Raw genomic sequence first — 18,204 nt, forward strand, 5'->3', positions numbered from 1 at the left:
ATGACCCCGTCGAGCACGATGCGAGCGAACGCCACAGGGTCTCAACGTCGCCGCACGGTGCGCACGCGAGAGCTGATGGGCACCGTGGCGAGCGTGCACGTCATCGGCGAATCGCCCGACGCCCGAGTCGAGAGCGCGATCGAGGCGTGCCTCGACGAGCTCGACCACGTCGAGTCCGTGTTCTCGCCGTTCCGACCAGAATCCGACGTCTCGCGCATTCGCGCCGGGATGCTCTCCGTCGACGACGCCGATCCTCTCGTGTCGGTCGTCGTGGACGCGTGCGCGGCGGCGAAGGATGCGACGGGCGGCCTCTTCGACGCCTGGCACGCCGGGTGGTTCGACCCGACGTGCTACGTGAAGGGGTGGGCCGTGGAGCGGGCGGCGCGACGATGGCTCGAGCCGCTCACGGAGCATCCTTCGGTGCACGCCGCAGGCATCGGCGTGGGTGGCGACCTGCAGCTGTTCACGGCGGAGGGAGCGGACTGGCTGTGGGAAATCGGCATCGCCGACCCGTGGCATCCCGGCGCCGTCGTCGCGACAGTTCAGGTCGTCAGCGGCGCTGTCGCGACCTCCGGCACGGCGGAGCGCGGGTCTCACATTCTCGACCCGCGCTCCGGTGCGGCGGCTGCCTCCGTGCTGAGCGCCACCGTCGTCGCCGGGAGCCTGGAGACGGCCGACCTCTGGGCGACGATCGCGGTGATCGCGGGGTTCGACGACCTCTCCTGGATCACCACCGCCGGGATCCGCTCGGGCGTCCTGGTCGCACCCGACGGGCGCATCCGCCGCTGGGCGGACGGGGTCGAGCTCGGCCCCGTGACGTTCACGACGGTCACACCGCGATCGTGAGCGGCGGCTCCGTGGCGGCGATGACCTGGTCGACGGTGACGCCGGGGGCCAGTTCGACCAGCCGCAGACCGTCGTCGGTGATGTCGATGACGGCGAGGTCGGTGATGATGCGGTCCACCACGCCCTTGCCTGTCAACGGCAGGCTGCACGCGTTCACGATCTTCGGGGACCCGTCACGGGCGACGTGCTCCATCAGCACGATCACCCTCCGGGCGCCGTGCACCAGATCCATCGCACCGCCAGGACCCTTGACCATCTTTCCCGGGATCATCCAGTTCGCCAGATCCCCCGTGGCTGACACCTGCATGCCGCCCAGGATCGCGGCGTCGATCTTGCCGCCGCGGATCATCCCGAAGCTCATCCCCGAGTCGAAGAACGCCGCACCGGGCAGCAACGTCACCGTCTCCTTGCCCGCATTGATGAGGTCCGGGTCCACGGCGTCCTCGCTCGGGTAGGGGCCGACGCCGAGGATGCCGTTCTCCGACTGCAACACCACCGTCACCCCGTCGGGCACAAAATTCGGCACCAAGGTCGGCAACCCGATCCCGAGGTTCACATACGCACCATCCGGCAACTCCCGGGCAGCACGCGCCGCCATCTGCTCACGACTCAACGACACGATCACGCCTCCCCACGCTCGGCGGCTGACGCCGCGGCCCGCACGGTGCGGCGTTCGATGCGCTTCTCCACATCACGACCGACCACCACGATGCGGTCGACGTAGACGCCGGGAAGATGCACGGCATCCGGGTCGATGCCGCCGGCATCCACCACCTCTTCCACCTCGGCAATGCACACCCGGCCCGCCATCGCGCACAGTGGGGAGAAGTTACGCGCCGACTTGTCGAACACCAGATTGCCCTGCCGGTCCGCGAGCTTCGCGTGCACCAACGCGAAATCCGTGCTGATCGCCTCCTCCAGCACGAAGTCCTTGACGACACCGTCGACGGAAAACGGCTGCACCGGTTTCGGCGGGGACGCCACCGCGATCGACCCGTCGGCGTTGTAGCGCCGCGGCAGACCACCCTCCGCCACCTGCGTACCCACCCCGGTCTGCGTGAAGAACGCCGCGATCCCGCTGCCACCCGCCCGCAACTTCTCCGCCAACGTCCCCTGGGGCGTGAGTTCCAACTCCAGTTCGCCGGAAAGGAACTGCCGCTCGAACTCCCTGTTCTCCCCCACATACGACGACGTCATCTTCCGAATCCGACGCGCCGCCAACAACACACCGAGCCCCCAATCATCCACACCACAGTTGTTCGACACCACCGACAGATCCCGCACCCCCGACGCCAGCAGCGCATCGATCAGCACCATCGGGATACCGCACAGGCCGAAACCACCCACCGCCAGACTCGACCCGTCCACGACGTCCGCCACAGCATCCGCCGCAGAACCCACCACCTTGTCGATCACCGCCGACCACCTCCTCCGGGTGCGTCCACGGTCGCTGGATGATGCTGCATGCCGGCCTCCTCGCCTGCCAGGGGTCGCCTTCCCTTCTGGGGATGCGTCGACCCGCCTCGTCGCGTGCGCTGTCGGCGAGCGTGTCGTGACACTCGCCGGAGCTCATCTCTCAGCGTGGCACGCCGACGTCGCGGGTGCACGGAATCGTGTCGAGATCGCGGCATCCGCCGGGCATCACCGCCGTCGCCCGCCGAGGCCACGAGGCGGCGGGACCCCGCAGACCGGGGATGGCAGAGGATGACCCACTGCGTGATACTGAGTTTGTCTCACCTTGCACGTCGAGGGAGTCCCTCTCGGCGCATCATCCGAAGGGGACGCCCATGACCGATGTGCTGTCTGCGGCCGAGGCCGCCGAATCCCTGCGCGGGCTCCTGCCCGGCCGCCTGTTCCTGCCGGGCGATGACGGCTACGACGCCGCCCGCACACCGTGGAACACGGCCGCTGTGCTCGCCCCGGCAGCCGTAGCCGTGCCCGAGTCGGTCGCCGACGTGCAGGCCGTCGTGCGCGCCGCCGCCGATGCGCACCTCCGACTCGCACCCATGAGCACGGGCCACGCGGGGATGCTGCTGTCGAGCGTCGACCTCGCCTCCACCGTTCTCGTGCGACTCACCTCCCTCACCGGCGTCAGCGTCGACGAGCGGGCCTGCGTCGCTCGCGTGCTCGGCGGCACAGTATGGGACGACGTGGTCGCGGCGGCGCATCCGCACGGGCTGACCGGGCTGCATGGCAGTGCAGGCGGCATCGCCGTCGCCGGATTCGCGCTCAACGGAGGCCTGTCGTTCTACGGCCGCAAGCACGGACTGTGCGCGAACAGCGTGCGCGCCGTCGAGCTCGTCACCGCAGACGGTGGGCTGCGTCGCGTCGACGCCGAGCACGATCCCGACCTGTTCTGGGCGCTCCGCGGTGGCGGCGGCAACTTCGGCATCGTCACGGCGATCGAGGTCGAACTCGTGCCGTACTCCGATGTCGTGGCCGGCATGATGCTGTGGGACCGCTCTCGAGCGGTCGATGTGATGCGTGCATGGCGCGATCTGACGGTGGATGCCCCAGAGTCCGTCACGACGTCACTACGGGTCATGAGCTTTCCACCGCTTCCCGACCTGCCGCCCTTCCTCGCGGGGCGCGACGTGATCGTGGTCGACGGTGCGTTCCTCGAATCAGACGAACGGGCATCCGCGTTGCTCGCGCCCCTGCGTGCACTGCAACCGGAGATCGACACGGTGCGGCGCATCCCGACCTCCGAACTGCCTCTGATGCACATGGACCCGCCCCGGCCGTCGCCCGCGGTGAGCGGCCACTGCGTGTTGGGCGAGCTGTCCGACGACACCATCGACGCCTACCTCGATCAGGTGGGACCCGGCACGCGCTCCGGCCTGCTCTCGGCGGAGCTTCGGCAGCTGGGCGGTGCGTTCGCCCGACGCTCCGACGACGGCGGCGCCGTGTCGAGCATCGACGGCGCATACGCGCTCTACGCCGTCGCGATCGCGCCGACGCCGGAGGCCGTCGCACACGGCCGAGCCTCGGCGAGCTCGCTCGTCCAGGCGCTCGAGCCATGGTCGTTGCTGCACTCCAGGGTGCCGACGTTCATCGACGACGCCGTCGACGCTGCGGATGTCTACGGCGACGCCTGCGATCGGCTCGCGTCGGTCGCGGCACGCGTCGACCCGCAGGCGACGTTCCAGGCGGGGCACAGCATCCGCTGACAGTTCAGCGCTCGATCGTGAAGTTGAAGATCGATGTGTCGAAGTGGTTGTAGGCCTCGTAGTCGATGAGGTCGTAGAGCTCCGACCTGTGCTGCATCTCGCCGAGCCTGCCGGTGAGCGTGCCGTTCTCGGTCAGCTCGTCGAGCCCCCGCATCGCGGCACCCATCGCCAGGCGCAGCAACGACACCGGCCATATCACGATGTTCATGCCCACGTCGGCGAGCTGCTGCACCGTGAAGAGCTCGCTCTTGCCGAACTCGGTCATGTTGGCCAGCAGCGGAACGTCGACCGCGGCCCGCACCGCGGCGAACTCCTCGAGCGTCGCCATCGCTTCGGGGAAGATCGCGTCGGCGCCGGCATCCACCAGCGCCTTCGCCCGGTCGACAGCTGCCTGCAGGCCGTCCACCGCGCGGATGTCGGTGCGCGCCATGATGAGAAAGTTCGGGTCCCTGCGCGCATCCACCGCCGCCCGGATGCGCTGCAACGCGGTGTGCTCGTCCACCACCTGCTTGCCGTCGAGGTGGCCGCAGCGCTTGGGGTTCACCTGGTCTTCGATGTGGGTGCCGGCGAGTCCGGCATCCTCGAGCTCCTGCACCGTGCGGGCCACGTTCATCGGCTCTCCGAAGCCGGTGTCGGCATCCACGATCGCAGGCAGGTCGGTCATCCGCGCGATCTGCTTGGCACGGCCGGCCACCTCGGTGAGCGTTGTGAGGCCGATGTCGGGAAGGCCGAGGTCGGCGGAGAGCACGGCACCAGAGATGTAGACGCCCTCGAAGCCCTTGCGCTCGATGAGGCGGGCGCTCAGCGGGTTAAAGGCACCGGGAAAGCGCAGCAGCTCACCCGACGCGAGCGCGGAACGGAAGTCGGCGCGCTTCGCGGCCGGAGACTTGCCGGAGTACAGCATGGAGGCATCCTTTCGACCCGTCGTCACGCGCGAACGTGGTGCTCGCGCCGTGCGTATCGACCGTAACAGCGGGGACCGGGCGGAGCCTGCGCCGGCCGCACGGATCCGTCGACCGCGAGCATCGCGTAGCACCGGCGCGGTTGCCCGGCACTTGACGTTCCGCGGCCACCGTCTCACGCTGAAGGAGAGAGACACGCGATGAAGCTCGCGCACCGGCCATGTGGGCCTGATGGCTTCTGTTCCGTCCGTCCTAGGACGCGAAGGGAGCACGATGGACCTGTTGGAGCGATACCGCAACCTGCGCCTCGACCTCGGCGACGCCACACGCTCGCTGCTCTACCTGGCTCGGGCGCGGCAGAACGAAGCGATCGAAGCAGCGTGCCGGCGCCTGCTCAAACGACTCGCAGACGACCGGTTCGCCGTCGCCATCGTGGGTCAGCACAGCCGTGGCAAGACAACGCTCATGAATGCACTTCTGGGTGCCGAGTTCTTGCCGACGGGCATTCTGCCGATGACCTCGGTCATCACCGTCATCCGGTACGGGTCTGAGCCACGGGCGCTGTATTACCGGCGCGGCAGCGACCTGGCGATGCCCACCACCTTCGAAGAGGTACCCCGGCTCGTGGCCAGAGAGAGCAGCACCCGCGCCCAGCTCGAGGTGGTGCGCGTCGAGTTGGAGGTCCCGGCCGAACTTCTACGGCTGGGCCTCACCTTCGTGGACACGCCGGGGGTCGGATCAACCGACCTGAGTGGGGCGCTGGCGGCACGAGACTTCTTGCCCGATGCCGACGCCGTTCTGCTCGTCACCGCCGTCGACTCCGCGCTGACCACGCCGGAACTCGAGCTGCTGGCGGCAGTGCCGCCGAGCGCGCCGGTGTTCTGCGTCGTGAACAAGGTGGATCTGGTGAGCACTGACCAGACGAATGCGGTCGTCGGCTTCGTGGAGCGCACGCTGCTCGAGTCGGCGCGCCGCGAGTCACCCGAGGTGTTCGCGTTGTCCGCGTTGCAAGGCTTGCGGCATCGACTCGGCGGCGGCGAGCTGACGGCAATGCCGGCGAGTCTCTCTGCGGCCGCGATTCCCGACGGCGGCATGGATGCCTTCCAGGCGCGCCTGGAGGCGACGCTCACGTCGGTGCGCGCCCCCGTGGCGCTCGCGACGGCGCTCGATGTCGCACGCGGCATCCTCACCGACGAACGGCGGATGCTCGACCTCGGCGAGCGGGCCGCGCACCTCTCCGAGGCCGAGGCCATCGTCTTGCGCACGACCATGTCGGCTGCCGCCGGACGTGCGGAGACCGAACGCGCCCGCGTGGTCGCCGCGATGCGCGAGGACTCGCAGCACACGCTCGACGTGGCGCTGACGGCACACCGGCAGGAATGGCACGACCTCATGGTCGATGCCTGGGCGCATGCAGACGATGCCGGTGCGCCGGTCGATCTGGACAGCGCCGGATCCACTGTTGACGCCGCGCCGACGCCCGGAACGCCTGCCTGGTGGTCGGCGATCACCGCATCTCTGTCGGAGGCATCGGCTGCGGCCGTGCTCCGGCGGGCAGACGAGCTGGGCCCTACCCTCGACGCCGCCCTGTCGTCGGCGCTCGACACCGTGCAGCTCGACGGCGATGCCGTGTCCACACCCTGGGCCTCCCAGGAGTTGCCGGGATTCGGGGCATTCAGCATCGTGCGTGACGCCGCTGAGCGACCCGACGATCACGGCGTACAGACGCGCTCGCGAAAACGCCGCGACCGTCAAGCGGATCGAGTGCTCGGCCTCTTCGGCGATCACCTGCACGAGCAGAACGACCGCCGTGCCGAGTGGATCGGACGCGACGCCGCGCGCCGCACGAACGACAGTCGCGCTCGCCTCGAGCGGTACCTCCAAGCCCCACCCTCCGAGTTCGAGCGAGACGCGATCGCGCGCATCGCTGCCCGACTGGATGCCGTCGGCGACAACCTCACGGATCGCTCGAGACGACAGCGCACCGCAGGGCCCGCGCATCGCCCGACGCCGTCACTCCACGAGGCGGCGCGCCCGACGCCCGCCAGACCCGCGCCGTTCGATTGCGTCGTCTGCGCTCACGAGCGCACCGCGCTGATCGAAGACCTGCGTCACCGCCAGTTCTTCGTCGCCACCCGTGATCGGGATCAGGCGGAGTTCGCGCACATCGGAGGACTGTGCGCGCAGCACACCTGGACCTACGCTTCGCTGGCCTCGCCCGTCGGCATCGCCTCGGCCTATGCGCCGTTGGTCTCGCGAGCCGCGGAGACACTGGATGCCGCACCGACGGCATCCAGCCTGCTCGACGCGGCGACGGAATTCGGCGGCAACCCCGAGGCCTGTCCGGTGTGCCGGGTGGTCGCCGATGCGGAGCGGGATGCCCTCTGGGCGCTCGACACCGCAGACGGCGGTGCGACCGTGTGCATGCGGCACCTCGAGGCGGCCGCCGCGGTCGGCCTCCGGCCCGAAGCGTTGCGGTGTCTCGCGCGGCGCCTCGCGGAGAACCTGCACCGGCACGCGGAGGACATGCGCGCGTATGCGCTCAAGCGTGAAGCTCTCGCCGTGTCGTCACTCACCGTCGAGGAGAGCGACGCGTACCGCGAAGCGCTGCTGATGATCGCCGGCGATCCACTGCTGGCGCGACCGACGTCACTCGACGGCGACGCGGAGATGTGACCGTGAGCGGATTCGACGAGCGGCCGATCGCCGCGTCCGACCTGATCGCGACCGGCCGAGCCTATTGGCTGCCTCCCGTCGGGTACGGCAACGGGCTGGACGCGCTGTTCTGGGCGGAACTCGCCCGCGCACCGCATCCGATCGCCGACGCGCTGCTGCGTGCGCTCGCCGACAAGGGCATTCCCGGCTGGATTGCGCCCGTCGACCGCCACCATCCCGAGTCGGGCGAGGCGCTCTACGACGTGTGGACCGCCACGGTCGACATCGATGCCGCCGAGGACACCGCGATGTTCGTGCTCAACGCGCTCACTGCGGAGACATCGCCGGTTTCCCGGGCGGCGCCGATCCCCCGGAGGTCCGCGGAACCTGATCCACCAGCACGACGGTCCACACGCCGCCTTCGCGCACGAGCTCGTTCCACGAACCGGTCGGAGTCGTGAGGTCGGTGTGCGACGGATCGATCGCGCGGATCAACGGCTTGATCACGGCGTCGTGAGTGACCACCACGACCGGGCCATCGAGGCCGGAACGGGCAGCGTCGTCGAGCACCGCGTCGAGTGCTGGACGGGCGCGCTCCAGCACGGATGCCGTTGGCTCGACGCCGGGCGCGGCATCCACGCTTCCGAACCGCGCGATCACTTCCTCACGCACTTGGCCCGTCCATGGCCCGTAGTCGCGATCCATGAACCGCGGATCGGCCTGCACCGGGGCTCCGCAGAGCTCGCCGATCGCCTCGGCGGTTCTCACCGCCCGGTCGAGCGGACTGCAGTACACGTGCACCGGCCCCGTGCGCGCGAGCACCTCACCCACCGCTTCGGCCTCTTTCAGTCCGATCTCGTCGAGCGGCGGGTTCGCGTGCCCGCGCAGGCGGCCCTCCGCGTTGAGCGCCGTGCGGCCGTGCCGCACCAGATACAGCGTGTGAGAATGCGCGGCGTCGTTCACCTGGTCCACCCTTCGGCCTGCCGTCAGTTCCACCCTGGCGAAGCCGCGGTCATCACCGCAAGGTCCTCCGCGGCGCGGACTGCCGAGTCGAAGCATCCGTACGCCGCTCCGCCCAGCGGCACCGCCACCCAGCGCTCCGGCCAATGATGCGGGTTGAGCCGGCGTACGCGACCGATGTGCCGCCCCTCCAGCGTGACCGCGTGGATGACGGGTGCTTCCACGAAGAGCGGCGCGAACGCCACACCGAAGGTGCCCTCCAGCGATCTGACCGCGAACTCCTCGTGCGTCACGAGCGTGGCGTGTGCGAGGATCGCCTCCGCTCGTGAGACCACCGTAGTCTCGTCGTCGAGACCACCGTCGAACCGATTGTCGTCGAACACGTTGTCGTCGTACACGGCGCTCACCCCCTCGCCAGCCTGCGGTGCGCTCCGCGCGACGGCCGAGCGGCATCCGGGCCGAGACGGGCCGCACGGTCGACCTCGTAGCCCGCGAAGTCGCCTTCGAACCAGTGCCAGCGCGCGGGATCCTGCTCCGTGCCTTCCCAGGCGAGGATGTGCGTGGCCACCCGGTCGAGGAACCACCTGTCGTGCGCGGTGACGATCGCGCACCCGGGAAAGTCGAGCAGCGCGGCTTCGAGGCTCGCCGAAGTCTCGGTGTCGAGATCGTTCGTCGGCTCGTCGAGCAACAGCACGTTGCCGCCCTGTTTCAAGGTGAGCGCCAGGTTGAGCCGGTTGCGCTCCCCGCCGGAGAACAGGCGAACGGGCTTCTGCTGCGCCGACCCCTTGAACCCGAAGGCGGCGATGTAGGCGCGCGACGGAATCTCGACCTGTCCGACGGTGATGACGTCTCTGCCGCCTGAGACCGCCTGCCACGCCGTCTCCTCGGAGTCGATGCCCGCTCGGCTCTGGTCGACGTAGGAGATGCGTACGCTCTCACCGATGACGAACTCGCCGGAGTCGGGATGCTGTCGGCCGGCCATCATCTCGAACAGCGTCGTCTTGCCGACTCCGTTCGGCCCCAGAACACCCACGATTCCGCCCGGCGGCAACGAGAACGAGAGATCGTCGATGAGCGGACGATCACCGAACCCCTTGCAGACGTGCACGGCGTCGATCACGAGCGTGCCCAGTCGCGGCCCCGGCGGAATCTGGATCTCGTCGAAGTCCAGCCTGCGCGTGCGCTCGGCCTCCGCCGCCATCTCCTCGTACCGGGACAGCCGCGCCGCGGAGATGCGCTGCCTGCCCTTCACACCCTCGCGCACCCAGGCCAACTCCTCGCGGATGCGCCGACGCCGCTTCTCGTCCTTCCTTCCCTCGATCGCCATCCGCTCCTGCTTGGTCTGCAGGTAGGTCGTGTAGTTGCCCTCGTAGGCGTACGCACGTCCGCGATCGAGCTCGAGGATCCACTGCGCCACGTTGTCAAGAAAGTACCTGTCGTGCGTCACCGCGATGACCGTGCCCGGGTATGCGGCCAGGTGCTGTTCGAGCCACGCCGTGCTGTCGGCGTCGAGGTGATTGGTCGGCTCGTCGAGCAGAAGCAGATCGGGCTGGCGCAGAAGGAGTGCGCAGAGTGCGACCCGACGGCGCTCTCCCCCCGAGAGATCCGCGACAGGAGTGTCGGGCGGCGGGCAGTCGAGAGCGGCCATCGCCTGCTCGAGGCGGGAGTCCAGATCCCATGCGTCGCGATGATCCAGTTCGTGCTGCAGCTCGCCCAGCTCGGCCAGCAGCTCCTCGGAGAAATCCTCGGCGAGGCGCTCGGCGATCTCGTTGAATCGCCGCAGCATCTCCGTGGTCTCGGCCACGGCATCCTGCACGTTGCCCAGCACCGTCTTGGTGTCATCGAGCCGCGGCTCCTGCAGAAGGATGCCGATGCTCACCCCTGGCGCGCCCGTCGCCTCTCCGGCCGACGGCGTCTCCAAACCCGCGATGACGCGCAGCACCGTGGACTTGCCTGCGCCGTTCGGCCCGACGACGCCGATCTTCGCGCCGGGCAGGAACGTCAGCGAGACGTCGTCGAGAATGACCTTCTCGCCCTTCGCCACCCTCACGTGGCTGAGCTGAAAACACCACTGTGTCGCGGCCATGGATGCTCCTACCTTCCGTTGCCGTCCGCAGAACTGCACGGACGTCGGTCAGGTAGGGGCCATTGGCATTCGTCGCGGTTATGGTGAGCCCCTCCACCACGTTGTCGCTCAGGTCCCTCTCGTCGTCGCGAATGCCTCGACAGGTCGTCCGTTCGCCGGATCCGTCCTGAAGATGTCGCGATAGAGGTCCCCTCCGAAACTCGTCGGCAACGGCTCTCCGACGACGAGCCTGAACGTGCGCTCCCGTTCGGCTCGAAGGAAGAAGGCGTCGGCATCGCCGACGAAACCGTGCGCGAGATCGTACAGGTGCGTGACGTAGACCACGCGAATGCCCGAATCGAGCAGAGCACGCACGATCTGCCTGGCGATCTCCGACCCCTCGCGCTCGTTCGTGGCGGCGAACGACTCGTTGAACAGCATGAGCGAGGCGGGCGTGATCTGTCCGACGATCTCGTTCATGCGCGCCAGTTCCTCGTCGAACTTGCCGCTGGCCAGCTCGGTGTCTTCTTCGCGCTTGAAGTGCGTGAAGACACCAGACGCGACCGTCGCCGTCATTGCCCGAGCCGGCACGACCATGCCTGCCTGCATCATCAGCTGGGCAAGACCCCTGCTTCGCAGAAAGGTGGACTTGCCCCCGCGGTTGGCCCCGGTGACCATCATGAGTGGGTGCGAGCCTGCATCGATGGTGTTGCCGACGACGGCGACGCCTTCGCCGCCTGCCGCGGAGCCGACGAGCGCCAGGCTCGGGTCGTAGAGCTCGTCGCACGCGAACATCTGCTGCGCCTGCGCGACCGGAACGGGCATCGATGTGTGCTGGGTGCGGTCGTCGAGCGCGTGGATGAGATTCAGGCATCCGATGTAGAAACCCAGCTCGAGCCGCAGCATCGAGAAGAAGCTCAAGATGTGATCGGTCGACCTGGCCAGCGCGTCGGCGACCAGGTTCATGCCCTTCCCGCGGAACTCGTTCAGGGCGTCGGCACCTGCCTCATCACGCTCGGCGATGCGGAATGCCGGAATCGGGTGCGTCAGCGCGCTCCACCGCTCACCGATGGTGCGCTTCTCCCGCTCCGGGCGTCGAAGCACGAGCGCCGACGGCTTGCCGCCGCGGTCGAGATGCGCGCTGATCATCACGCTGCCGCGAAAGCGCAGTCGCCGCAGGTGACGGTCGATCTCGGCGAAGTAGGCGTCATCCAGCTCACGCACGGTCATCTCGAAGAAGCGGCGGAAGCCTGCCGACTCGAACTCGTGGGCGTGATCGACGGCGATCAGTCGCAGGGTGCGCAGTTCGGAGACGAAGATCTCCAGCACCTGCACCGCGTGCGAGAGCGTTGCGCCCGGATTGCGGTCGCTCAGCCACCCGTAGACCTTGCGCTGCCTCGTGAACGCATCCAACGCGAGGGCATACAACTCACGCACGATGCCCTCGTTTCGCATGCAGTCGCTGAGAACCTGTTGCCGGTAGAGGATGTCGTCGACATCGACGAGCGGTTCGAGCAGCAACCTGCGTGCGGCATCCTCGAGGAACCCGTCGCCGGTGCCCATCGCCGCGATCAGCGGGTCGAGGCCGAGGTCCTCAGTGAGCGCCTCCGCGTTCGGAAGCGGATTCGGTTCGGCGGGCAGGTCGCGATCGGCGAACAGCAGATACGTCTTCATCGGTGCGCCTCCCCAGCGATCGCTTCGATGATCTGCGGACCGCGCAGATGGTATTTGTCGGCCAGGGCGAGTGCATAGGCAAGGCCATCGGCCGGTCGCCGTTCCAGCTTGAAGGTGCGTTTCGTCGGCTCCGCCGGATCCACGGCAGCGACGAGGCTCACCGTCGTGTCGCTCAAGGTGCTGAGCTCATCCACGAACGTGACGCACACCGCGAGGATGTCGCGAGCGATGATCTGCCTCAGCACGGCGGTGCCGAGCAGTACCGCGTCATCGAGAGTCGTCGAACTGAAGATCTCGTTCAGGATCACGACGCTGTCACCCGTCGCGCGCTCGAGGATGTCGTGGATGCGCACGAGCTCGTCCTCCAGCTTGCCGCGCAGGCTCGTGACGTCTTCCTGCTGCTCGTAGTGCGTGTAGATGTCGTCGAATGCGAAGAGCGACGCGGCCTCTCCGGGCACCGGAAGCCCCAACTCCGCCAGCCAGTGCAGCTGGCCGAACGTGCGTGAGAAGGTCGTCTTTCCGCCCTGGTTCGCGCCGGTGACCACGATGAGCCGTTCGCCCCGTCGCAGCTCGAAGTCGTTGGTGACGAGCGAAGCACGCTCTCGCCCCATCCGTGAGGCGAGTGCCAGATCGAACGTGTGACGAGCCGAGACTTCTTTCGATGACGACACGTTCGGCATGCAGAACGCGAGTCCGTCCTCGATCATGGGCGCGACGTGCTCGCGATACGAGAGGAAGAATTGAAGCTCTCGATCGACGCGGGCGACCGTGGGATCGAGGTACCGGCGTTGTCTGGTCGTCACGTACTCACGCAAGGCAGCGAAGACAGTCGGGTTCTCCTGTGCCACCAACTGGAGAACGCCTTCTTCGACGCGATCGACATCCACGTACTCTCGGAACCTCACGAGGTGCTCTTTCACGTCGCCCTGTCGGAATCGGGCGAACGTGGCCTCGACCTCGCCGCTGTAGTCCGGTTCGTCGGCGAACGGAGCGACCTCGACGCGAAGTCCGTCGATGCGCACCGTGAAGTGGATGCTGTCGAGCTCTGCTCTGATCTCTCGCCCTTCGCGTTCCGCCGAGATGAACGCTTCGCTCCCGACCAGCTGGGCGAGCCACTCGCGCAGCGCGTTCAAGCCGTTCGAGTGCAACGTCAACTCCGTGAGTGCGGCGCTGAACGCGCGCACGGCGGCGTAGTACGTGAGCATGCCGGACAGCATCCAGAACGGCCGCTGCTCTGCTGCATACAGCTTCGACGCCTGCTGCATTCGTGCGCGATGCAGCCTCAACTGTTCGGCGAAGGTCGACACGGCGTCGTGCACCGGCTGCTGCGCGAGATCGGTGTACACCTCCTGGCGATACACGACAACCTCGGGGTCTCGTGTCGGCGTGCGATAGATCGGCACGAGGTCGTACTCTGCTCGGTTCGTCGCGATCGCCTCGACGAGCTGATCGAGTCCGAGGTCGTGAAAGCACTCCGGTTCGCCGGTGGCCAACGTCGTTTCGGGGCCGGGAGAGAGCAGGCTTCGGAACGATGGGCCCGTCGCGGCCTCTGCCGCCTGGTCGCTGCGCAATTCGAGATTCTGATTGATCACCCGTGGCTCCTACCTAGACGTGCACCGAGGGTCGGTCGGTGCCGGTAGAAGCCATCAGCGGGTCATTCCGCGGTTGCGGCGAGCTCCATCGCCGTGTTCCGTCTACCAGTCTGCACGAGCGGGCACGGAATCGCCATCACCGCGCCGTCGAGCCTTGCGTTCCGGCACTCGAGAGGCAATAGCATGTGAGCACGGCGATGGATCCCGCCGAGGCACCGTCGCCTGAACCGCACACGCTGATGGCTTCCTACCTCGTTTCAAGGAGGTAGCACCATGTCTGCAAGCGGTATCGAGATGGTCGTGGAGATCCCGGCCGGCAGTCGGAACAAGTACGAGGTCGACCACGAGACCGGCAGGATGCGGCTCGACCGCACGCTGTTCACGGCCATGGTCTATCCGGCCGACTACGGGTTCATCGAGGACACCCTCGCCGACGACGGCGATCCGCTCGACGCGCTCGTGCTTCTCGACGAGCCGACCTATCCGGGAGTGGTCGTGCGTATCCGTCCGATCGGCCTGTTCCGCATGGACGACGAGAACGGCCACGACGACAAGCTGATCGCCGTTCCCGACGGCGACGCGCGCTGGAACGACCTGCGCGACATCGACGATGTGCCGCAGACCACCCGTGATCAGATAGCCCACTTCTTCGCGCACTACAAGGAGCTCGAGCCCGGCAAATTCGTCACAGTGCACGGCTTCGCGCCTCGTCGCGACGCAGAAGTGCTGCTGCACGACGCTGAGCGAGCATTCCGTTACGGCGAGACGTACGAGAGCTGACCGCACCGATGGCGACCGAACACGAGGATGCCCGCCGCCCGCGCTGGCTCACCCTCGGCGTGTTCAGCATCGGAGCGACGAGCTTTCTGTCGGATGCCGGCCACGAGCTCGTCACGTCGGTGCTGCCCGCGTTCATCACGAGCGTGCTCGGCGCAGGGGCGGCGGCGCTCGGCATCATCGACGGTGTGGCGGATGCTCTCACCGGCCTGGCCAAGCTGGCCGGCGGCCCGCTCGCCGACGATCCGCGCCGCCGGCGTACGGTCGCCGGCGCCGGATACACCACGACCGCCGTGGCGACGGCCGCCATCGGGCTCACCACCGCGGTGTGGCAGGTGGGTGTGCTGCGCGGTATCGCGTGGATCGCGCGCGGGTTCCGCTCTCCGGCGAGAGACAGCATGCTCGCATCGCTCGCGGGATCCGGCGCCTACGGCCGCGCCTACGGTGTCGAGCGCGCGGGCGACAACCTCGGCGCGGTCGTCGGACCGCTGCTCGGCGGGGCTCTCGTTGTGTGGCTCGGGCTGCGCCCGGCGATCCTGCTTTCCGTGGTGCCCGGCCTGCTCGCCGCCGTCGCGATCGGCGTGGCCGCTCGCCAGGCTCGCAAGCTCACGACCGATGCCGGCGAGCGGGTGGTGACACGGGCGCGACTGGTCGAGGGCTACCGCCGGCTACGCGGCACCGGTCTCGCCAGAGCGCTCGTTCCCGTCGCGCTGTTCGAGGGCGGAAACCTGGCCGCCACACTGCTGATCCTGCGGGCGTACCAGCTCTTCCTCGACGGCGGTATGACCGAGTCGCAGGCGACGGGCCTGGCCACGGTGCTCTACGCCGCCTACAACGCCGCGGCGGCCCTGATCGCGGTGCCGGCGGGCGCACTCATCGACCGCATCGGGCCGCGCACGGTGCTGGCACTCGGCGCCGCGGCGTATGTGGTCGCCTATCTCGGCTTCGCGTTCGCACCCGATGTCTGGCCGGCCGTTCTCGTGTTCTTCGTGCTCGGCGGCGTGGGCATCGGCCTCGGCGAGACCGCGCAGTCGACGCTTATCGCGCACGCCCTTCCCGACGCCCTGCGCGGCTCCGGGTTCGGCATGCTCGGCCTCGTGCAGGCCGGCGGCGACCTCACGGCCACCGTAGTCGGCGGCATCGTCTACGCCACGGCCGGTCCGCTGTGGGCGTTCGCGTACGCGGCGGCGTGGATGGCGGCATCCTGCTTCGCGGCCCTCAGCGGTCGCCGTCAGGATCGGCTCAGGCTCGCAGAGCGCTGAACCACATCGTCGATCACAGCACCGAGCCGATCACAGCACCGAGCCGAGCCAGAGTCCCCCGAAGCCCGCCGCGACCGTGGCGACGAGCACGACGAACCCGTTCGTGATCGCCATCACGTACTCGCGCTCCTGGACGAGCCGCATGGTCTCGATGCTCGCCGTGCTGAAGGTGGTGTAGCCGCCCATCAGTCCGGTGCCGAGCACGAGAACCCACGCCGGCGCGAGCAACGAGCTCAGCGTCAGTCCGGTGAGCAGGCCGAGCACGAGCGATCCGGACACGTTGATCACCGCCGTTCCCCACGGAAAGACCGACCTCACCCGCGAGCGCATCAGCCCGTCGACGAAGAAGCGCAGGGCGGAGCCCGCGCCGCCGGCGACGCACAGGGCCGCGAAGACGCCCGGGTTCATCTGCTCTTCCTTCCCGGCAGGGCGCGCCAGCGCTGGATCTCTCCGCCGACGGCGATGCCGGCGAACGATGCAGCCGCGCCCACGATCACCGTGAGCACGCCGTAGAGGATGCCCACCCACGCGTGGCCCCCCACGAACGTCTGCGCGACGCCGACCGCGAGCGTGCTGTAGGTGGTGTAGCCGCCCATGAACCCGGTGCCGATCAGCAGGCGGAGCGTGCGCCGCACGCCCTCGTCGCCGCCCAGGTGCAGCAGGGTCTCGAGAACCACACCGAGAGCGAACGCGCCCGTGACGTTGATCACGAAGATGCCGAGCGGGAACACGCCGGCCGGGATGACCAGGCTCAGAGCCTCGCGCGCCGCGGTGCCGACGGCCCCGCCGAGCGCGACCACCCCGAGGTACGACCAGCGCAGGTGCACGGGGCGAGGACGCGAGGGCGGCCTGGCGTCTGCGACCTCGATGTCGCTGTCGATCGGCAGGTCGTGCGACGCCGTCGGGTGCGGCCGGCCCACGGCATCCGATTGCGGCGGGGTCATGGTGGTCGTCTCGTCGTTCAGGGTCGTTCCTCTCGAGGGCGTGTCAGCGCAGTCCGTAGCGCAGCCGCGGTTCGCTGCGCTCGATGCTCATCAGGCGGTTGTACTTGGCGACGCGTTCTCCCCTGGCCGGGGCGCCCGACTTGATCTGCCCGACGCCTGTGCCGACCACCAGGTCGGCGATGAACGTGTCGGGCGTCTCGCCCGAGCGATGGGAGACCATGCAGGTCATGTCGTTCTCACGCGCGGCGGCGATGGCGTCGAACGTCTGACTCACGGTGCCGATCTGGTTCACCTTGATGAGCGCACTGTTCGCGTAGTGCTCGGCTGCACCCTGGCGGATGCGCGCGGGATCGGTCACGAAGAGATCGTCGCCCATCACCTGTGCTCGATCGCCGACTCGCTCGAAGAGCAGCTGCCAGCCCTCGAAGTCGTTCTCCGCCATGCCGTCTTCGAGGCTCCAGATCGGGTAGTCGCCCAGCAGCCCGTCGTAGTAGTCGACGAGCTGGCGGCGATCGAGGCGTCGTCCGTCCACCTGGTAGTTGCCGTCACCGAGGTAGAAGCCGTTCGCCGCCGGATCGATCGCGACCTTCACCTGGTCGGTCGTGTATCCGGCGGTCGCGATCGCGGCCACCAGCAGATCGAGCGCCTGCACCGGATTCGCGATCGGAGGAGCGAAACCTCCCTCGTCGCCGAGACCGGCGGTGTGGAACTGGTCGCGCACCGCCGCCTGCAGAGCGTGGTAGGTCTCGGAGCCCGCGCGCACGGCATCCTGCTCGGAGCCCACTCCGACAGGAGCGATCATGAACTCCTGGAAGTCGAGGTCGTTCGCGGCGTGCGCGCCGCCGTTGAGCACATTGAAATGCGGAACCGGCATCAACGGGTCGGAGCCGGTCTGGGCGGCGATCCACACGTACAGGGGCACTCCGGCGAGGTGGGCGAAGCCGCGGGATGCCGCCATCGACACCGCGACGATGGCATTGGCTCCCAGCCTCGCCAGATTCGGCGTGCCGTCGAGCTCTCGCAGCGCATCGTCGAGCTGGCGGATGCCATCCCACGGGGTCGCGGTGAGCGTCGCCGCCACCGCGCCCTCGACGCCGGCAACGGCATTCAGCACGCCGCGTCCGGAGTATTCGGGAGCGTCATCGCGCAGCTCAACCGCCTCGAACGCGCCGGTGGATGCACCGGCGGGAGCGGCTGCCTCGTGCACCGACCCGTCGTCGAGCGTGAGCGCGACCGAGATCGTCGGCCACCCGCGGGAGTCGAGCACTTGCTCGGCCCGCACGGACGTGATCGACAGCCGGCCGCCGTGCAGAACATCCTGGATGCCTGAAGGGGCTGTGCTGGACATGGTTCACCT

The 18,204-nt window shown here is 68.4% G+C and carries 16 protein-coding genes and 1 riboswitch; of the genes, 5 read left to right on the forward strand and 11 right to left on the reverse strand.

The features are described from left to right. A complete protein-coding gene (locus FPZ11_RS05670) occupies nt 1-846 on the forward strand; it encodes an FAD:protein FMN transferase (protein WP_246846548.1) in 846 nt (281 codons plus the stop codon). Here FPZ11_RS05670 and FPZ11_RS05675 read toward each other — a convergent pair. Both FPZ11_RS05675 and FPZ11_RS05680 read right to left on the reverse strand, forming a co-directional pair. After that, nucleotides 830-1,465, reverse strand: a complete 636-nt coding sequence (locus tag FPZ11_RS05675; protein ID WP_210416017.1) for a CoA transferase subunit B — start codon at nt 1,463-1,465, stop codon at nt 830-832. The two genes, FPZ11_RS05670 and FPZ11_RS05675, sit on opposite strands and share 17 nt — an antisense overlap. A gap of 2 nt (nt 1,466-1,467) precedes the next feature. Then, the gene (locus FPZ11_RS05680) at nt 1,468-2,262 is read right to left on the reverse strand and encodes a CoA transferase subunit A (protein ID WP_146319104.1); all 795 of its coding nucleotides are present in this window, start codon (nt 2,260-2,262) and stop codon (nt 1,468-1,470) included. A gap of 371 nt (nt 2,263-2,633) precedes the next feature. Between FPZ11_RS05680 and FPZ11_RS05685 the strand changes: the two genes are divergently transcribed. Continuing rightward, nucleotides 2,634-4,016 carry an FAD-binding oxidoreductase gene (locus FPZ11_RS05685; protein ID WP_146319106.1) on the forward strand — a complete coding sequence of 461 codons (1,383 nt, stop codon included), beginning with the start codon at nt 2,634-2,636 and terminating at the stop codon, nt 4,014-4,016. A 4-nt stretch (nt 4,017-4,020) separates the two neighbouring features. Here FPZ11_RS05685 and prpB read toward each other — a convergent pair whose 3' ends face one another. Further along, nucleotides 4,021-4,920: a methylisocitrate lyase gene (gene prpB, locus FPZ11_RS05690; protein WP_146322725.1), complete on the reverse strand. Its 900-nt coding sequence runs from the start codon at nt 4,918-4,920 to the stop codon at nt 4,021-4,023. Between the two features lie 271 nt (nt 4,921-5,191). Between prpB and FPZ11_RS05695 the strand changes: the two genes are divergently transcribed. Further along, a complete protein-coding gene (locus tag FPZ11_RS05695) occupies nt 5,192-7,594 on the forward strand; it encodes a dynamin family protein (protein WP_168203745.1) in 2,403 nt (800 codons plus the stop codon). Nucleotides 7,595-7,900: 306 nt separating this feature from the next. On the opposite strand, the gene FPZ11_RS05700 is transcribed toward FPZ11_RS05695, so the two are convergent. From FPZ11_RS05700 to FPZ11_RS05720, 5 genes are all read right to left on the reverse strand, one after another. Next, nucleotides 7,901-8,536, reverse strand: a complete 636-nt coding sequence (locus FPZ11_RS05700; RefSeq protein WP_210415960.1) for a histidine phosphatase family protein — start codon at nt 8,534-8,536, stop codon at nt 7,901-7,903. A gap of 23 nt (nt 8,537-8,559) precedes the next feature. Next, nucleotides 8,560-8,940 (reverse strand): hypothetical protein, encoded by a 381-nt coding sequence (locus tag FPZ11_RS05705; RefSeq protein ID WP_146319112.1) that lies wholly within the window; start codon nt 8,938-8,940, stop codon nt 8,560-8,562. Continuing rightward, entirely contained in the window at nt 8,937-10,619 is a 1,683-nt protein-coding gene (gene ettA / locus FPZ11_RS05710) for an energy-dependent translational throttle protein EttA (protein ID WP_146319114.1), read from the reverse strand. The genes FPZ11_RS05705 and ettA overlap by 4 nt, the downstream gene beginning before the upstream one ends. Before the next feature lie 108 nt (nt 10,620-10,727). Then, a complete protein-coding gene (locus tag FPZ11_RS05715; protein WP_146319116.1) occupies nt 10,728-12,272 on the reverse strand; it encodes a MutS-related protein in 1,545 nt (514 codons plus the stop codon). Next, a complete protein-coding gene (locus FPZ11_RS05720) occupies nt 12,269-13,864 on the reverse strand; it encodes a MutS-related protein (protein WP_146319118.1) in 1,596 nt (531 codons plus the stop codon). The genes FPZ11_RS05715 and FPZ11_RS05720 overlap by 4 nt, the downstream gene beginning before the upstream one ends. Nucleotides 13,865-13,902: 38 nt before the next feature. Next, nucleotides 13,903-13,966, reverse strand: a riboswitch (Fluoride riboswitch). Between the two features lie 171 nt (nt 13,967-14,137). On the opposite strand from FPZ11_RS05720, the gene FPZ11_RS05725 reads away from it, so the two are divergent. Then, nucleotides 14,138-14,644 (forward strand): inorganic diphosphatase, encoded by a 507-nt coding sequence (locus tag FPZ11_RS05725; RefSeq protein ID WP_146319120.1) that lies wholly within the window; start codon nt 14,138-14,140, stop codon nt 14,642-14,644. 8 nt (nt 14,645-14,652) lie between these two features. Beyond that, complete coding sequence (locus FPZ11_RS05730) at nt 14,653-15,903, forward strand: MFS transporter (RefSeq protein ID WP_146319122.1); 1,251 nt, start codon at nt 14,653-14,655, stop codon at nt 15,901-15,903. 30 nt (nt 15,904-15,933) lie between these two features. Here FPZ11_RS05730 and crcB read toward each other — a convergent pair whose 3' ends face one another. Genes crcB through eno form a run of 3 tightly spaced genes read right to left on the reverse strand, consistent with a single transcriptional unit; the run spans nt 15,934 to nt 18,195 of the window. Then, nucleotides 15,934-16,311: a fluoride efflux transporter CrcB gene (crcB, locus tag FPZ11_RS05735; protein WP_146319124.1), complete on the reverse strand. Its 378-nt coding sequence runs from the start codon at nt 16,309-16,311 to the stop codon at nt 15,934-15,936. Next, entirely contained in the window at nt 16,308-16,847 is a 540-nt protein-coding gene (locus tag FPZ11_RS05740) for a fluoride efflux transporter FluC (RefSeq protein WP_146319126.1), read from the reverse strand. Before FPZ11_RS05740 ends, crcB begins: the two co-directional genes overlap by 4 nt. A gap of 43 nt (nt 16,848-16,890) precedes the next feature. Further along, nucleotides 16,891-18,195 (reverse strand): phosphopyruvate hydratase, encoded by a 1,305-nt coding sequence (gene eno, locus FPZ11_RS05745; protein WP_146319128.1) that lies wholly within the window; start codon nt 18,193-18,195, stop codon nt 16,891-16,893. Between the last annotated feature and the right edge of the window lie 9 nt (nt 18,196-18,204).

The sequence above is a fragment of the Humibacter ginsenosidimutans genome (assembly GCF_007859675.1).
In the GTDB taxonomy this organism is placed as follows: Bacteria; Actinomycetota; Actinomycetes; order Actinomycetales; family Microbacteriaceae; genus Humibacter; species Humibacter ginsenosidimutans.